The sequence below is a fragment of the Teredinibacter haidensis genome, assembly GCF_014211975.1.
Lineage (GTDB): Bacteria > Pseudomonadota > Gammaproteobacteria > Pseudomonadales > Cellvibrionaceae > Teredinibacter > Teredinibacter haidensis.
The window spans coordinates 1,345,621-1,361,816 of sequence record NZ_CP060084.1 but is presented as its reverse complement, the minus strand read 5'-3'; the positions used below and the strand labels follow the sequence as shown (position 1 = coordinate 1,361,816).

The 16,196-nt window shown below is 42.0% G+C and carries 16 protein-coding genes and 1 pseudogene; 3 read left to right on the top strand and 14 right to left on the bottom strand.

Annotated features, from left to right (window positions below; translation table 11 throughout):
• Positions 1-511 precede the first annotated feature (511 nt).
• The 6 genes and pseudogenes from H5715_RS20380 to H5715_RS05470 form a co-directional block, all read right to left on the bottom strand.
• Positions 512-700, bottom strand: coding sequence for a transposase domain-containing protein (locus tag H5715_RS20380; RefSeq protein ID WP_281388208.1), 189 nt, complete (start codon positions 698-700; stop codon positions 512-514).
• Positions 683-1,009: pseudogene (locus tag H5715_RS20375) on the bottom strand (IS66 family transposase); the annotation flags it as partial. The pseudogene H5715_RS20375 and the gene H5715_RS20380, both read right to left, overlap by 18 nt.
• Positions 1,010-1,127: 118 nt before the next feature.
• On the bottom strand, positions 1,128-1,454 hold the full coding sequence (locus H5715_RS20170; protein ID WP_246434699.1) for an IS66 family transposase: 327 nt from the start codon (positions 1,452-1,454) through the stop codon (positions 1,128-1,130).
• Positions 1,455-1,678: 224 nt separating this feature from the next.
• Positions 1,679-1,873 carry a transposase gene (locus H5715_RS20165; protein WP_281388207.1) on the bottom strand — a complete coding sequence of 65 codons (195 nt, stop codon included), beginning with the start codon at positions 1,871-1,873 and terminating at the stop codon, positions 1,679-1,681.
• A 292-nt stretch (positions 1,874-2,165) separates the two neighbouring features.
• Complete coding sequence (tnpB, locus tag H5715_RS05475) at positions 2,166-2,396, bottom strand: IS66 family insertion sequence element accessory protein TnpB (protein WP_175574329.1); 231 nt, start codon at positions 2,394-2,396, stop codon at positions 2,166-2,168.
• 327 nt (positions 2,397-2,723) lie between these two features.
• Positions 2,724-2,981 carry a hypothetical protein gene (locus H5715_RS05470; protein WP_075187491.1) on the bottom strand — a complete coding sequence of 86 codons (258 nt, stop codon included), beginning with the start codon at positions 2,979-2,981 and terminating at the stop codon, positions 2,724-2,726.
• A gap of 388 nt (positions 2,982-3,369) precedes the next feature.
• On the opposite strand from H5715_RS05470, the gene H5715_RS05465 reads away from it, so the two are divergent.
• Together H5715_RS05465 and H5715_RS05460 are read left to right on the top strand one after the other, a co-directional pair.
• A complete protein-coding gene (locus H5715_RS05465) occupies positions 3,370-4,392 on the top strand; it encodes a ketoacyl-ACP synthase III (RefSeq protein WP_075187492.1) in 1,023 nt (340 codons plus the stop codon).
• A gap of 103 nt (positions 4,393-4,495) precedes the next feature.
• Entirely contained in the window at positions 4,496-5,272 is a 777-nt protein-coding gene (locus H5715_RS05460) for a helix-turn-helix domain-containing protein (protein ID WP_139309902.1), read from the top strand.
• A gap of 908 nt (positions 5,273-6,180) precedes the next feature.
• On the opposite strand, the gene H5715_RS05455 is transcribed toward H5715_RS05460, so the two are convergent.
• Both H5715_RS05455 and H5715_RS05450 read right to left on the bottom strand, forming a co-directional pair.
• The gene (locus H5715_RS05455; protein WP_075187494.1) at positions 6,181-6,552 is read right to left on the bottom strand and encodes a hypothetical protein; all 372 of its coding nucleotides are present in this window, start codon (positions 6,550-6,552) and stop codon (positions 6,181-6,183) included.
• Positions 6,553-6,744: 192 nt separating this feature from the next.
• Complete coding sequence (locus tag H5715_RS05450) at positions 6,745-7,155, bottom strand: hypothetical protein (RefSeq protein ID WP_075187495.1); 411 nt, start codon at positions 7,153-7,155, stop codon at positions 6,745-6,747.
• Positions 7,156-7,572: 417 nt separating this feature from the next.
• Between H5715_RS05450 and H5715_RS05445 the strand changes: the two genes are divergently transcribed.
• On the top strand, positions 7,573-8,067 hold the full coding sequence (locus H5715_RS05445) for an IS110 family RNA-guided transposase (protein WP_075187496.1): 495 nt from the start codon (positions 7,573-7,575) through the stop codon (positions 8,065-8,067).
• 376 nt (positions 8,068-8,443) lie between these two features.
• Here the strand turns inward: H5715_RS05445 and H5715_RS05440 are convergent, their stop codons facing one another.
• The 6 genes from H5715_RS05440 to H5715_RS05415 all read right to left on the bottom strand — a co-directional run bounded on the left by H5715_RS05440 (position 8,444) and on the right by H5715_RS05415 (position 15,862).
• Complete coding sequence (locus tag H5715_RS05440; RefSeq protein WP_075187497.1) at positions 8,444-8,803, bottom strand: hypothetical protein; 360 nt, start codon at positions 8,801-8,803, stop codon at positions 8,444-8,446.
• 53 nt (positions 8,804-8,856) lie between these two features.
• Positions 8,857-10,479 carry a DUF637 domain-containing protein gene (locus H5715_RS05435; protein ID WP_075187498.1) on the bottom strand — a complete coding sequence of 541 codons (1,623 nt, stop codon included), beginning with the start codon at positions 10,477-10,479 and terminating at the stop codon, positions 8,857-8,859.
• A gap of 690 nt (positions 10,480-11,169) precedes the next feature.
• Positions 11,170-11,610 carry a hypothetical protein gene (locus H5715_RS05430; protein WP_075187500.1) on the bottom strand — a complete coding sequence of 147 codons (441 nt, stop codon included), beginning with the start codon at positions 11,608-11,610 and terminating at the stop codon, positions 11,170-11,172.
• Between the two features lie 487 nt (positions 11,611-12,097).
• Positions 12,098-12,508 carry a lysozyme family protein gene (locus H5715_RS05425; protein WP_075187501.1) on the bottom strand — a complete coding sequence of 137 codons (411 nt, stop codon included), beginning with the start codon at positions 12,506-12,508 and terminating at the stop codon, positions 12,098-12,100.
• Between the two features lie 1,884 nt (positions 12,509-14,392).
• Positions 14,393-14,881, bottom strand: coding sequence for a hypothetical protein (locus H5715_RS05420; protein WP_075184540.1), 489 nt, complete (start codon positions 14,879-14,881; stop codon positions 14,393-14,395).
• Between the two features lie 552 nt (positions 14,882-15,433).
• Complete coding sequence (locus H5715_RS05415) at positions 15,434-15,862, bottom strand: hypothetical protein (protein ID WP_075185462.1); 429 nt, start codon at positions 15,860-15,862, stop codon at positions 15,434-15,436.
• Positions 15,863-16,196: the final 334 nt, after the last annotated feature.

The window sequence follows — 16,196 nt, the reverse complement described above, 5'->3', positions numbered from 1 at the left end:
TTGGCCGGCTGTAAATTTAAGAAAGGTGTATATTTCGAGGCGAATACAAATATGGATGCTGTAGCTTAAATTTAGTATTACAATCTATATCGACTATATACAACCAGTAAAAATTGTCGACAGGAGAGAATAGTTTAAATAATTTCGCTAATAAATAGTATTGATCCTGCCAGATTTAGGAAGATTTTATCTTCCATCTAAACCGTCAGAAGGTTAACAGGATTAAAATCTTAAATGATAGTTTCCTGTTAAGGGGGGGGAACCGTACAATTCACGTGTGACGACGTTTTTTCCGCATTATAGAAAGCGCGCCTATAGGTGGCTCACTCCTTTTTCTGATAATGAATGTGGCGGTATAGCGGCCAGAAAGACGATCGCCCTAGTTAAGAGCGATGACCCCTGACGCCCTGATCAACCTAAAAACATTGATGGCATAATATCGACAACCATATGAGTCCATAGACACTCACTATAACCCTCTACTGAATTAACGAAGTACTATTTCTTTTCTTTAGAAATTGCCGAGCTCAATATTCCAAGGTAACAGTGCTTCAACCTGCTCAATATTTTGTGCGTTGGGCAGATCTTTAAAAATGTGCTGCAAGTAGTCGTACGTATTCAGGTCGTTAGCTTTGGCAGTTTCAATCAAACTGTACAGATTTTCACTTGCCTTCGCGCCAGCCTGGATTTTGCTAAACATCCAGTTTTTTCGACCAATAGTAAACGGACGTATTGCACGTTCATCCCCATTGTTGTCGATGGAGTAGCAGCCATATTCTAGGTAAGTGATTAATCGATCCCACTGGTTTTTCAGATACACCAACGCATTGCCTATGGCCGTTTTGGGGGCAACCGCAAGTAAGATCTTTTCCATGCACGCTTTGAGTTTATCGAGTGTGGGCGTGGCTTCTTTTTGTCTTATTTCGTAACGTCTATCTGGCGGTTCGTCTTTTACTTTCTTTTCAATGGCGTAACGTTTTTGAATATGGGCCAGTGCTTGATCGGCTTTGCCGGTTTTCCCATTTTTTTAGGGCTTGCGTCTTTAAACTTCCTACGCGCATGGGCCATGCGGCCAAAACGTTCTATTTGGTATTGATCGCAGGATTTTTTGATATCTTTCTTAGCCCTCAGCCGTAATGCCAGTGTTGTCTTGACTGAGCAGGTTTAGAGGGGCCTGCTGACTGCGAGTATCGGAACACACATGATCGCCGATGACCGGTATTGCCCATAACCCACATATAACTTTTTCTCTGTGCCGTTTTGCCGGGCTCGTCTAACACTTGTAAGGTTGTTCCATCCACGTGCAGGCATGGCTGTTTATGTGGATGATCAATCAGTAGATTAATTAGTGGCTGCACTAGTTCACCACACTTCACCATCCAGTCGGCCATATTGGTTCGACCTAGTTCAATACCGATACGCTTGAATATCTCACTCTGACGATATAGGGGCAAAGCATCCGCGTATTTCTCCGTAGCGATGTAGGAGAGTAAGCTTGGGCTGGCAATGATCTTTTCGATGGGCTGTTTCGACTTACTTGCAGGGACTATGTGGTTCTCGTACTTTAAACGCGTGTGGCGTACAACTTTGATTTTGGCCGGAATGATCTACAACTGTTCTTGATCGTCGCTGCCAATGTTTTGAGTTCGGTGCCATTGGGCGGGCAGCCCCTCTCTGCTTAGGGTAGATCGTGAACAATTTCTTCACGAGGGAGATTGTCGGGGATGCTGACACCCGGCGTGTGGGTACCGGAATGGCTTTTAACTGTTGTCCTGCCAGATTCTTCGCATTCGGCTTCATCAAACAGGCCTAGCTGGTCAGGTGACGATTTTTCACTGGAAGAACCAAAACGTTTACTGAGAAGGTGTTTGATTTATTCGTTGAGAACGGAGATTTGCGTATTACGCTCAACGAGTTTTTCACGCAACAACTCATTTTATTTTTGTAGAGCCGCTGTATCGTTCATAGCGGCCATTAACAACAACATTAAGCGACGTCGGTAAATTTCAATTGTTTGTGGGTTTGAACTTTGCAACATCAAAACCGCGCAATAGCCAGTGCCATTACTCACAGGTAATTGACAAGGTTGCGAACGGTTTTTTTCGGGGCTATTTAAACTTATCCTATTCCAGACGCTTCTGCCAAACGGCGAAGTCCCTGCTATCTCAGCACAACTTTTTGAGTTGGTCGCGGAATACGAACAAGGCTTTATCGTAAACGTCCAACGCCAGCTCTTCGCTAACAATTACCGCTAAACCATTTATCGCTTTACGGAAGTCTACCGGATCTCGATGCAGATAGATCGGACAATCTTCAGCCCAACGAATCATGCAAAAGACTGAATCAGTGATATAAAGGACGGTAAGGGAATGGAAGTTGGGCAGTGAATTTTGCAATTACCCACCTCCAAAATCAGGCTTTGAGTTGAGCCAATCTCTGGTTTAACAATCGCCATTGTAAACGCCCCACCTTCCTAGGTATTGCGCTTGGAGAGCTTTAAGCTGAAGCACTTAGGGCGAGCTTACAGAAATCGATTTGAGAACGGCCTTTTTGCTCGAATTCTACAAAGAGCTGAGGCCAATCGTAAGAGCGGCGCTTGGACATAGTAGCCTCCTGAATTTAAAGTAAGCTAAACAGTCCGCTCTTTAATGTATGTTTCGCAGGGTGTCGTTGGTTTGGCGGTTACCGGCCGTCTACCTATTTTTCTTATGTCGCGGCTGGTTTCAGCGCACAGAGACGAGAGAAAGAGTTGCGCGGTTTGTACCTCTTTTGACGTTAGCCCCCTCTTTTCTTTCGTTCAAGACACATGAAACCGGCCGCAGATCTGAGGCGGTGACAAAAAATGAAGACTCAATAGATTTAGAAAATTCAATTAGAGAGCGAACCTGCGCAGGAGGAATACTTTCAAGCAACTTCGAAATCATATTATCAACACCGTTATCGTTCCTTATCATTTTATCACCCGCATCAATATTGTTCATAGACACCTCATTTTTCGCTGCGAAGACGGTTTATCTCGCCAAGCTCACGTGGATTTTCTCTAATTCGAGATTAATTCCATTCTATTAGGTGTCAAGAGGGCCACATCAAATGGGTTTCGGTCGTATTCTCGACGGTATTTATGCGCCATATGTCAGATACATACGCCACAATTCTACAAAAAGTATCGAAAAGCGCGTCTTTATTGCGGATATTCGTACTTACTAAAAGTAATTGCCTTTTAAGTACAAAAAAAAACCAAAAAACACCTAATGCCCATTTTTCAACGCTGAATTAGGCGCCAATAAATTGATTTTTATACATACATTTTTCTATTTAATATGGGGCACGCGAAAACAACGCGAAAACACTTTAACTAGGAGAATAAATATGATTAATCAAAAAGGTAATTCATGGCTTTCAGGGGCAGGCGCATACCTGCCCCAAACCGTCGTATCTTCAGAAGAGTTAATGCGTGAAGCTAAATCGGATGCCGTTGGTGTGCGCTTTGACTTCCTCGAGAGATGCACCGGAATAAAAGAGCGGCGCGTAGCCCCCCCGAAGGAAACGTACGCCACCCTGGCTTATAAGGCTTCGCAAAAAGCAATTGCGGATGCGAATATAGAATCCACCGATATCGACGGTGTTATCTATTGCGGGATTGATACGGAGTATCCAGAGCCGTCTACCGCCCATGAAATACAGGCTATGTTAGGCGCGCACAACGCAGCATGCCTGGATATATCCAATGCCTGCCTTGGCTTGCTCAATGGATTATCCATAGCAGACTTGTATATCGGAAGCGGCGCAGCCGAAAACATCCTCATTTGTACGGGAGAAAAGCCCAGCGTAGTAACCTATGATGTTATTAAGCAGTTAGCGACTAATAGGTCCAAGGAAAACCTGCGTCGCCTCCTGGGTGCATTTACTGTCGGTGATGCTGGTGGAGCTTTCGTGATCACCAAGTCTGGCGGCGGACCCAAACTAGATGTCATGCGATTCAAAACTAACTCCGTACATGCCAATCTGTGTTATGCCAAACAGCAAGACGGCTACATTGAATTTGAAATGAACATGGAAACTATCAGCAGGGCAATGATCGACGAGCATCAAAAGATGATGCCCGGCACCTATGCGTCGCTTGGATGGCACCCCGAGAATATAGGTGCGCTCTACTGCCATCAGGTTGGTGCGAGGCCCCACAGGAAAATGACGCAGATGGCTAACGTGCCAATTGATAAGGCGCCTATCACCTATGACTATTATGGTAATTTGACTAGTGCTACATTTGCGGTAAACTACGATGCAAATAGACCAAAAACGAATGAAAAAATACTGTTTTTGGGAGCCGGAAGCGGATTAAGCATCTGTCAGATAGGACTTGATTTCAGTGCAGTACCTTGTACTAATTAGTGTATTAGCGTTAGCGCTTAAAATATTAGCCCTTTGGAATGTCAAGGGGCTAATATATAAGGCGTCGCCCATTATTTATGCAATATCTATCGCATTTATAGTAATGAATATTTGCGAACTGGGTGTTTTTCGTGTTGCAAACAATCAAGGCGACGGGCTTACAGCACTCATTATTTATTATGCATTTGCCCTGATTGCCGCGTACTCTACCCTAGCGCTGACGCTGACCAATACAACAATAAAAACCAAGTGGTGGCTATATCCTTTGGGCACTGTTTTTCTGTTTGTCGAAGCCGTATTACTAACTCCCGGTGCTGCTATTGCCGGGGCTCAAAGTATAGGCTATTCCATTACACGCATTTCAGGCCCTTTTTATATTGTTATTCAGCTGGGATTACTAGTACCCCTAGTCACTATGGTCTGTGTTTTAGGGTTTACGATATTAACTAGCAAACAGCGTAGCGCTAGAACTCTTGCTAAAACCTATATGTTTGCTTTCGCCCCAATGGCAACAATTGCAATTTTAGTTGTATTGTTAATGGCCTTGGGTTTTAAAATAAATGCCTCTGGTTTTATTTCTGTCACCGTATGTTTAACCATCTGGATCCTTTTTTTTACAAGCACAGAGAAAAACCAATATGTGTTCTTGAGCTTTATCCCAAAAACACGTGAGAACAAATCTGTTTACACAATAGCGACTAACTTAGCCTGTCCAGAAAACGGTTTAAAGCAGGCTCTCCTGGAGCTGGAATCACGAATTATTGAAGAAACCCTGGCCAAAACATCTGGCAATATCACCCACGCATCAGAAATACTGGGCATTGCTCGAAGTACTCTTAGTCAGAAAGTCGCTAAGTTGGGGCTTGGCGGGAACGCATAACGCCTCGGCAACCTGGGTAGCAAGCCGTAAGAGTTGATTCAACTCTTTTGTAATTTTGGCGCCCGGTAGGCCGCTTCGAATTCTTCATACGTTTCTCTTACTGGCACCTCCATTTGCTCTCGACGGGATGCCCTCAAGCTTTTTGGCCTTTTTCGCCAACGATTGAAACCTGATCGAGATACGCCCAACACTCGACACATCAACGCTATCGTGAATTGCCCAACGTGCATTCAAATGACGGCCTACTTCACTTTTGGTCGTTCGCAAAGTACGCAGCAGCCTTTTTTTGAAAAGCCATTTCCTCTTGTAGACGCTTGTTTTCTCTGCGCAAACGCTGAAGTTCTTCACTGCACTTTTTACGTAATGTAATGTTTTTCGATTATGCCGTAGGCATGCACAACATGGAATGGAGTAAAAAGTGTCAATTTCGTTGCACTTCATTTGATAACTCAGGCGCTGGGTGGCACTTCCTTTCTACAGCGCTTTTTGTGGAGCGAACGCGGAACTTTAGCCTATTAAAAACCCAACCAGTTTAAACTACTATTTTTACAATTCGCACCTTCTTGATAGAGCTTTGAAGATACGAACTACCCATTTTTTTCGCAGCGAAATCTTAAACGGTGAGCCAAGGAACGAACTGTTTTAGACTCACCTTATTCCAATACTTTCTATTGTAACCACTTCGCGACTTTCTTGCGCCGAGTAAAACCATTTGTTCTTTCTCGACGATTGCACTTACTAAACTGCGAGACCTCAAATTTTGACGAACTCTAGAACGATATACAAATTATTTAGACCCGCCATAACGCAGAGTGCAGCTGCATTTTGGTTGGTGTGGAGTTTTGTGTGAAATGGCGAAGCCATACACAAAACGGAGCGCCGACCAAAATGTCAGCTGGCACGTATTGTTATGCATTTTTTCCGACATAATATACGCCAGCCACAAATACAATTATAGTAAGCACTATAGAGCCCACATAGACGACTTGAACTATTTTGTTAAACGCAAATGGAACTCTGACGTCTCCTATTTTCGACCATAAAATTGCCCCTAAAAAGGCGACACTATTTAGAAGTGAAAATATTACCAATAGACCACCCGCGACAAACCCAAATACTTGCGTAAAGCGTACAATTTCCTTTTCAAAATCTTGCACGAACAAGAAAATCGTAGAATAGAATATTATGCATACCAAAGCCGCTATCCACGGGTAGTGATTTTTATCTCGACGGTTCTCATCTACATCTAGATTCGAAATTGGTGAATTATATTGATTCATATTAATTTTTCTTTACCGAGCATAACGCCGCTATAAGCAGCCGTAATGGAGGTGATTGTTTTGCGCTAGCGTAGCGGCCAGCGCGAAATCAAGCACCGGAATGGAGGTCTGCTTGATAGCCTTGTTAAGGCTGGTACTCTATATCTACCGCCATACCTGATACACCGTGTCTAACACTTTTCGGCTTGAACCCTAAGTCGATTTCAATATTTTTCCGGCCACAGAAAAACTTAGGATATTATTACCTACATACTCGAAATCAATGTTATAGGTTGTTAGCAACTTTAGATTAGATTTCAAAACGGTTGTTTTAGAACCCTTAGTGTAATACGCACTCAATCCTTTACCATCTTGGTACATCGCAATACCAAAGCCAAATTTTTCCGATTCGGTACTTCCCTTAAATTGGATCTCAGTTGTTGGAAACCACTGCCCCTCTTGCAACCTAACATCTACGACAGATATTTTGGCAGATTTGGAACAATCCCCACACACACCAAAAAGTTGTACCGATCTTGCATCACCCGCCTCCACGTCGATCCTAAAAGCCAGAACGGAAGCTGAATAAAATAAAAGTAAAATAAATATCAATACATTTTTCATGATAAGCCTTAACGTTTAGCTCACCTGCGAATATTGCGGAGAGCGTTTTTTGTAAAATGGAGCTACGCGACATACACAAAAACGAGCGTAGCAATATTTGTCAGGTGCAGCTACTTGTTAAGCGACTGACAGTAATACTTTTACGCCAAAGTAACCCACCGTAAATAGCAAGGACCAAACATGGTGCCAATATAAAATTCTCGAAAAGCATACCGACAACGAATGCCAACGGCGAACCAACAGCACCCTCGCCTTCCATACCAGCATTTACACTAACAAAAACGAGCCTTTCTCCTAATCGGTAAAGAAGTGGCAAGCTGATCGCTATTGCGCAAAGACAGGAATAGACCGGATTACTTTTAGTGTCAAGTTTTTGGATGTCCTTTTATTTTTTCTTTTATTTTTTTACGCTTACGCATGAAGCGACAGCTATTAGAAGCGCATGATGAATTTTTTCGCATTACAGATCACTGCGACCAAATCAAACAGGAACTCATTGAAGTTGTTCGTTCAAACCCGCTATGCCAACGACTTATAACATTACCGGGGATTGGTATTATTATTGCAACCGCACTGTATTCGGCCATTGGAAATGCAGGCCAATTTTCCTATCCTCGTGAACTTCCTGTTTGGTTGGGCGTTACACCAAAACAATTTTCTAGCGGTGATAAATCCGTTAACGGAAGTATCACTAAGCGCGGGAATCGTTATTTACGCAAGCAGCTGATTCATGGTGCGCGATCCGTATTGTATCGATCAAAACTCAAAACGGACAAACTCTCCGTTTGGGTAAATAACCTCGTTGAGCGTCGTGGCGTCAATAAAGCCGCCGTGGCTTTAGCTAACCGTTTAGCACGACTGATTTGGGTCATACTGCAACGGGGTGTAGATTATAAAATTATTCCTGCGTAGGTATACGCATTGTAATAACGTATAAAAACAATTTATTTTTTAGGTAAACTTAGAACAATTAAAAGAATATTTTCTCTTGGTATCGTCGAATTTTGATGTTAAAGCGGGTTTTCCGTACTTAACCATAGTCTGGTTAGGACAAGGCTTTAATAAGCCGAGTGACTGTTTGAGACAGTTAAGTGCGGAATTCATCAGGGCCAGAAAGTAACGTTCAAAAACAAACTTTCACAATAGGCCGAATATATGTCAGCACGAACCCAAATCAAAAAAACGGTCAATAAGGGAACACCACAAAAAAGGCTATCAAATATTGATGGCGAGGTGTTTTTCGCCTTGACATACCAGGAGCGTCCATATATGTCCTGTTATTTTAATCCTATGGTTTATTCTGCCTACCAGCTTCGATCCTAGCTTTTAATTGCTGAAAGCGATTAAAAGGTTCTTTTAGTGGCTGACACGAAGACTCACTCTGCCCAAGATCCGACACTCTTACCACTTCATCAATCCCGGGAGCACCAATGTAAGTATATTTTACACCATATATAATTACACTCTTATTCGAACAGCGCTCCATATCCATATTCTCCGGAATCCAAATTTTAACACGAAAAAAATTGCGCTCATCACTTTTGTAATTTGCAGACTCAAAGTTACTATAAAGAAAATAAATATCTTTCTCTAAAACAAGATAACCTTTTATCGCAACTGCTGCTTTATCATCTATCTTCCCCGCCATAACATCATCAACAGAGATAATTCGAAAAGAGTTCGACGAGCCATGACTACACCCTAATGACAAGAGAAAGAAGAACCAGAATATACTTCGCATGTAACATTCCCGTATTGATTAACTTGATATTTATATGTTTCACCTGTTGCCTCAAAAGTCGCGTATATAGGCTGAGAGAAATATTGAGGCAGATTAAGCCAGTCTGGTCCAGCAATTGAAAGCGCATAACTACTAGCATTGAAACTATTGCCATCAGCCACATTTACTACCAAAGCAACAGTCCCTTCAGAAACAGCACTAACCCAATAGCCTGGTACCCCCGTCCCGACTCCAGCGCAATATCCAGCTCCAGCGCCATCCCATTCAAGGCCATCAGGATAGCTATAATAATAGTCACCGATAAACCAAGGCTCGTTAAGAATAATAGGTGCTCCAATATTTTCACCACTAACAAAATCACCTTCACCATTAGCCCGGATTGAATGACTCGTCTGTATGGCTTTTTCAACGGCATCTTCATAGGATATAGCTCGACTTTGATTTGATCTAGCCGCCCTATGTAACTTGGAGGTAGCATTAAATATATAAGCGATACTCGCATAATCAGATGCAATACTCGGATCAAGCCCAAACACGAATGCAGAAACAGCAGCACTTAGTTTTGTTATGTCTGCCCCTTGTTTTACTAACTCGTCTAAACCAAGGTAGAATTCATGAATTGCGGCTTCAGTTTCTAAGCTTTCTTTATCATTAGATATTGAGATGGTTTTTAATTTCCCCATCATCTCCCCAATAACCGACCCCATAGTACCACTGGCACAACCATTTTCACCATCCGCATCGTTATTATCCGCACTAAGCGCCCCGCCCAAACAACCCGCAGCAGCGTGAGCCATCAACTGGTAGCCTAACTCCCAGTTCCCGGTTTCTGCCGCATCCCCAATTCCAGTAGCAAGCTGCTCTCCAAGGTAACGAATACTGTTCGCCGCAACCGCACGCTGAAACGACGCCAAATACTCCTCATCCGTATACCCATACACCGCACCCTGAACAATCGCAGTCAACCCCGCATCAACCGTCGCATCAACCAAAGCATTAGCCGTCTGCTGCCAAAAACCGAGATCGTCACCATCAAAGAACGAGACATCATTCTGAGGCACCACCGCCGCCGTAAGCATGGAATCCAACAACTGATGAACGTTTTCAGAGGAACCAAGCTCGTTTAAAGTTTCACCAATATCAAAGCCGGTAGAAAAAAGAGTCATTGAAGCTTGGTTGGCCAGCGTGGTGATACCTGCATTCAGCGACTGCGTAAGCATATACTGCCCGGTGCTTATAGCGGTAGTTGCTGCTGAAGTAGTAGTAGATGTAAGCGCCCCGATGAGTTCCCCGCCCATGCCATTTGTGGCTATGGCAACGGCTATTGAAAGCAGTGCTGCGGCGCCTTCTGTAAGCCCCTGGTGTTGATAATCCCACTCCTCAAAAGCCAGTTCAACACCAGACCATTCAACATTATCGTAGGCGCACTCACCTTGAGTTACCTCAGGCTTACAACGCAACGTATTTATCCAGCCAAGCCCCTCCTCCGCACCAAGTGCATCAAGTATTTCGTCCTGGCTTAGTTCAGTACCGTCTTCAGGTTTCGGGATAACATAATGCATGCGCAATAAGCTAAAAGACATACCTGATTATAAATTTTGTTCCTGTTCCGCTCCGCTCTCTTGACGTTTCAGAAATTTCGGATAGATCGAGCTTCCCTGTAGACTGGCCTTCAAGCCTGTTGTAATACCATTCGGCCTCAACAGCTGTTGAAAACCCATTCGCGAATCTATACTCAATGCCAATCGTGGGGGATATAGAGTATCCATCTAGACTTTCATTAATAATGATTCTCTCCAAGGCTAATTGATATTTCAGTTTTTCTCTCCGTCTCGATGTAGGCAATCCTACCCCCGAAATATGAATGTACATTGTCATTTAGTTTGGAGTACTTGAATAATCCGGTTCCAAAACTCTTTGATTTATACGAGTTCTTACTATAGCTTTCATCAACTCCGGATATAGATTCCTCACCATCATCGCTATACCCAAAGAATGGTTCTAATCGGATACTGTCGGACAGCACAATGGGAAAGTAAATAAAATTGTCTCCAGATTCGGCCGATAGACCTAAACCTAAATTAGATGCAACCGATACTTGCGAAAACGAAAAGACTAAAACAATTAAAATATTCTTCATATACTTCTCTATTTAAGATTGGAGCATAACGCCGCACTAAGCGGACTAAAATAGTGGGTTAAAATGTGTAGCGAAGCGAAACGTAACCCACTGTTTTAGTTCCGTTTAAGTGCCCTTGTTAGGCATTTTAATTTCAATTTTGAAGTGATTTTCGGCATTTCAATGGTTCAAAATTATTTACGGTGACCAACATTTCGCACTCTGCGATTACAGACTCACCTTTAGGGTAAAAATATTCTAATTTTATATGAATCCTTGATTTTTCGATGGAAAAATCTTCGATAAATACACCCTGTCCTCTATTAAAATCTAATTTTTCTCCTGATATGACAATGGAGTTTATAGTTTTTGACTCGATTAGACTTAATACTGGAGTAGAAAGTCTTTCTATTGTAATTTGGGGCTCTAACTCCATGTTGTAACGAATTACTCGAATTAAGTTTTCACCAACACGAGAAGTGCTAACCGCATCAATTGATAATGGAATTGTTTCTTCTGATGCAGAGTTACCCATACATGCAAAAGAAAACAGAACAAATAGACTAAATACAAATTTACAAATTACATTTTTCACTTTAATTCCTTTAGATATATCAGGTTTTATCCATAAATGATGAACGTCTGATAAAGCGATCAGGTGGAACGTTCGACCAGTTACGTTTATCTTTTATTTTCTTTTTAAATTCAGTTAGATTATTTTCAGCAATACTTTTTTGTATGATTTTCCTTGCTGACGGAGTGTAATCACCTCTAAATTTTAAATCTATTACCATATCTTTAATTGTACTATGGAGCCCAGACCAATCAGTGGTACCGTACGTCTTTTTTACCAATGCCTTCTCACAGATTCTCTTTACTTCTGATTTTTCAATATCATAGCTTATTTTAAATAGATTCTTTTGTACTTCACCGCTTATCTGTAAATCTAATAAATCTTTATCTATTACAAACTGTGATGCACTTACACCGAAAAGTTCTGATGCTTGCTTTAAAATAGTGGCAATTTTAGCGTCTACGCCTGACGAAGTTAAATCATTATAGATTTTACTCTGAGATTTCCTTCAAAAGTCATACCCTCTTCCAAGAGTTAATCCAGAAGAAGTACTTGGTACATGTAATTTTCGACTATGATATGGCCCCCCCTCCGCCCCTTCTGATTCCCAAGTGACAATTCCATATGTTGGTGGAGATAACGCTACAGGCTTAAATATGCTATTCAAAAATTCTTTTAATTTATTATAAGACTTTCCATTTACGTCTATTTTTGAATCAGGTTTAGATGACCCAACATAGTCTTTTTGAAATAATGCAATTGCCTCTTCTAGATTGATATCGGCTTTTCCCGATATAATAAGTCCAGTTTTTGATTTAGAACGAAGATAGCAATTTAATAGTACTCTGATCTTTTTGACATCTGAGATTTGGTTTTTACCATTTTTTCCTACGGACTCTATTATCTTTAACATATTCATGTAATAAAAATTTCCCTATATTTAAAATTTCATTGAATGAAATCATCAACAAATTACCTAACGCCGAGCTCACCGGCGCATATTGCGGAGAGCGTTTTTATGTAAAATGGAGCACCGCGACATACATAAAAACGCTCTCCGCAATATGCGTCCGAGTGCAGCGATTTGTTATGTGCTGGGTGGCACTTATTTTCTACAGCGCTCTTTGTGGAGCTTTAGCGAAACCAATACCCCAAAAAAACCCAACCAGTTTAAACTACTATTCTAACAATTCGCACGTTCTTGATGGAGCTTTGAAGATGCGAACTACCCACTTTTGTTTCGCATTGAAATCCTAAACGGTGAACCAAGGAACGAATGGCTTTAGACTCACCTTATTTCAATACTTTCTATTGGAACCACTTGGCTACTTTCTTGCGCCGAGTGAAACTATTTGTTCTTTCTCGACGATTGCACTTACTAAACTGCGAACTCTCAGTTTAATAAAAATTCTGGAACTACAACTAAATTATTTAAACCCGCCATAACGTTTTGCTAAACGGCGCAGCTTGCTGCGTCCAGTGGAGGCCGTCTTTTCGGCCGAAACGATGTTTAAGTAATTTGTTATAAGCGGAACCGCACTGAACTTTCTAGTGAGTACCACAATACTTTAACCAAAATCCCTGCTTCAATATTTTGACCTAGCCCACGAAAAGACGGTTGGAACGAAGTCAAACAACCAGCAACAAACTGATTGACTAAACCAAACTATATTGTTGTTCTTTAACAATTTAGTTTGGCTGGTATAACTCGCACCGGGAACGAACGCTCTTAACATCAAACTATGGCGGCAGACAGGCTGCCTTTTAGCCCAAAAAGTGGTTCCACGAAACCCTCAGGGGCCTCAGCGCTCAATTGAAAAACGTAAAAAACCTTACAACCAAATACGAGCGCTTATAACGCCTGTAGCACCGGCATAAAATTGCTTAGGGTGCTTTGTGTAAAAATGAGCGCAGCGAAACACAAAACGCGCTAAGCAATTTTATGTCCGGTGACTGCACTTGTTAGATGGATGAACCTTTAAACCACTACAAAGGCAACCCGGTTAAACATTCTATACTGGCCGCTGCATACCAAACTTGATAATGGCACCAAGAACGCAACCAACAAACTTGAATTCCACCACCCAGATCAACGAAAGCACGAAGATCCGAAGGGCCAAACTGCAATTGACACCCTTACCCTCTACGATAGAAAACCACATTAATGGCACTTTGCACGAGATGCAACACTGCCCATTGACGGCACGACGGGCTACAACGTTTTGCACACAACTTCCGCAAGAACCACACACCCAAAGACAATGCGATATACCGTATTGGATACTTCTAACGTTTTGCTAAACGGCGCAGCTTGCTGCGTCCAGTGGAGGCCGTCTTTTTGGCCGGAACGATGTTTAAGTAATTTGTTATAAGCGGAACCGTACAGAACCAGCTAGTGAGGACCACAATGCCTTACTCAAAGAGCCTTCTTCAATATTTTGACTTAGCCGACGCAAAGATTGTCGAAACGAAGTCAAACAACCACCAACAAATTATTTACAAAGACAATCTATATTGTTGTTCTTTAACAATTTAGATTGGCTGGTATAACTCGCACCGAGAACGAACACTCCTAACCTCAAACTTTGGCGGCCGACAGGCGGCCCTTTAGCTTAAAAGTGATTACACAAAGCTCTCAGAAAGCTCGTTGCTCAATTGCAAAACGTAAAAACCTTACAACCAACTACGAGCGTTTATAACGCTCACTTAAGCTGCCGGAACGGAGTCGTTGGTTTTGTGCTAGCGCAGCGGATCAGCACAAAAACGACGACGCAGTGTAGGTCAGCTTTAAGTGCTTGTTATGTTAATTCACTCTAATGTATATTTCTTCTTCACTACCAGAGATCAACACTAGCTGATTTGATGTAACTCGATATCTAATACGCTCTTCCTGCCCTACTGAACCGTTCCCAATCTGCCATGAATAAATTTCTGAACCAGACTCCTCTTCGGTAATTCTTGCTGTATTTATCTCAGAATCTGAATACATCATAACTAGTTCATCACCATCTAGTAGATAATCTCCTTCAACTCCATCAATGCTAAAAACATATGAAGTTTCGGTATCTAGACCTGAGTACCATTCATTCATAATAGTCCCATTACCTACTTCGTAAAAATCTATAGTTGAACCTGTGATTATTAAAAACTTATTGCCTGTTTCACCACCTCTGACAAACTCGGAAGACCAAAGACCTACAATATCGGAATTTCTTTCAGTATTACTCCTATCATTGCCTCCTCCACATGCCGTGATTACAACAATAAACATTAATCCAATTATTTTATTCATAGTAAATCCTTTAATGAGTTCACCCTACGATTTGTGAGGGCAGTCGGTTAACATAACGTTTTGCTAAACGGCGCAGCTTGCTGCGTCCAGTGGAGGCCGTCTTTTTGGCCGGAACGATGTTTAAGTAATTTGTTATAAGCGGAACCGTACCGAACTTTCTAGTGAGGACCACAATACCTTACTCGAATGCCATACTTCAATATTTGGACTTAGCCCACGCGAAGATGGTTGGAACGGAGTCAAACAGCCAACAACAAACTGATTTACTAAGCCAAACTATATTGTTGTTCTTTAACGATTTAACTTGGCTGGCATAACTCGCACCGAGAACGAACACTCTTAACCTCAAATTATGGCGGCCGACAGGCGGCATTTTAGCCTAAAAGTGACTCCACAAAACTCTCAGAAAAACTCAGAGTTCAATTGAAACACGTAAAAATTTTACAACCAACTACGAGCGCTTATAACGTTCGTATATGGGGCGAGCAAAAGCGCAGCTTTTGTGAGTCCAAGCCGCGAAGCGGCTGAACCATGATGCGCTTGTTATGAGTTTCATTGCTGCTTGCTCCAATCTCTATTTCTTACCCCTGCAGTCTGAGCTGGATCTATTTCTTTAGCTTTTTGTAGAATTGATAATATTAGCTCATTATTCTTCCACTCTGGCACGGGATACTTCTCATGCATGACAGCAAGAACTCTAATCATTCCCCATGCTCGATCAAGTTCGGCTTCATTTTCAAAGCACTCTTCATAGGGCAAAAGTTGACCTAACCCATAAATAGTATTGGATAAATCACGAGTAAGGCTATGACGAGCCTCATCAGGTTTGTTTATGTTGAAATACTGAAGCGCGGTAAAAGGTAAGCGAACATCATAAAGATAATCTTGCAATATAGACTCGCTATTCTCATGGGGACACGCCTCAACTGCATAAGAATTTTTAGCGAAAATAAATATAATGGATAAGATTAGATATTTCATTAGCACCTACTCATAACGTTTTGCTAAACGGCGCAGCTTGCTGCGTCCAGTGGAGGCCGTCTTTTGGCCGAAACGATGTTTAAGTAATTTGTTATAAGCGGAACCGCACTGAACTTTCTAGTGAGTACCACAATACCTTACTCAAAGACCCTTCTTCAATATTTTGACTTAGCCCACGCAAAGATTGTCGAAACGAACTCAAACAACCACCAACAAATTGTTTACTAAGCCAAGCTATATTGTTGCTCTTTAACAATTTAGTTTGGCTGGCATTACCCGCACCGGGAACGAACCCTCTTAACCTCAAATTATGGCGGCCGACAGGCGGCCTTTT

What these genes read in the sequence shown, in the direction of transcription:
- H5715_RS20380 (WP_281388208.1), bottom strand. Translation starts at nt 700, where the DNA reads ATGTTTAGCAAAATCCAGGCTGGCGCGAAGGCAAGTGAAAATCTGTAC.
- H5715_RS05470 (WP_075187491.1), bottom strand. Translation starts at nt 2,981, where the DNA reads ATGAACAATATTGATGCGGGTGATAAAATGATAAGGAACGATAACGGT.
- H5715_RS05465 (WP_075187492.1), top strand. Translation starts at nt 3,370, where the DNA reads ATGATTAATCAAAAAGGTAATTCATGGCTTTCAGGGGCAGGCGCATAC.
- H5715_RS05460 (WP_139309902.1), top strand. Translation starts at nt 4,496, where the DNA reads ATGAATATTTGCGAACTGGGTGTTTTTCGTGTTGCAAACAATCAAGGC.
- H5715_RS05455 (WP_075187494.1), bottom strand. Translation starts at nt 6,552, where the DNA reads ATGAATCAATATAATTCACCAATTTCGAATCTAGATGTAGATGAGAAC.
- H5715_RS05450 (WP_075187495.1), bottom strand. Translation starts at nt 7,155, where the DNA reads ATGAAAAATGTATTGATATTTATTTTACTTTTATTTTATTCAGCTTCC.
- H5715_RS05445 (WP_075187496.1), top strand. Translation starts at nt 7,573, where the DNA reads ATGAAGCGACAGCTATTAGAAGCGCATGATGAATTTTTTCGCATTACA.
- H5715_RS05440 (WP_075187497.1), bottom strand. Translation starts at nt 8,803, where the DNA reads ATGGCGGGGAAGATAGATGATAAAGCAGCAGTTGCGATAAAAGGTTAT.
- H5715_RS05435 (WP_075187498.1), bottom strand. Translation starts at nt 10,479, where the DNA reads ATGTCTTTTAGCTTATTGCGCATGCATTATGTTATCCCGAAACCTGAA.
- H5715_RS05425 (WP_075187501.1), bottom strand. Translation starts at nt 12,508, where the DNA reads ATGAATATGTTAAAGATAATAGAGTCCGTAGGAAAAAATGGTAAAAAC.
- H5715_RS05420 (WP_075184540.1), bottom strand. Translation starts at nt 14,881, where the DNA reads ATGAATAAAATAATTGGATTAATGTTTATTGTTGTAATCACGGCATGT.
- H5715_RS05415 (WP_075185462.1), bottom strand. Translation starts at nt 15,862, where the DNA reads ATGAAATATCTAATCTTATCCATTATATTTATTTTCGCTAAAAATTCT.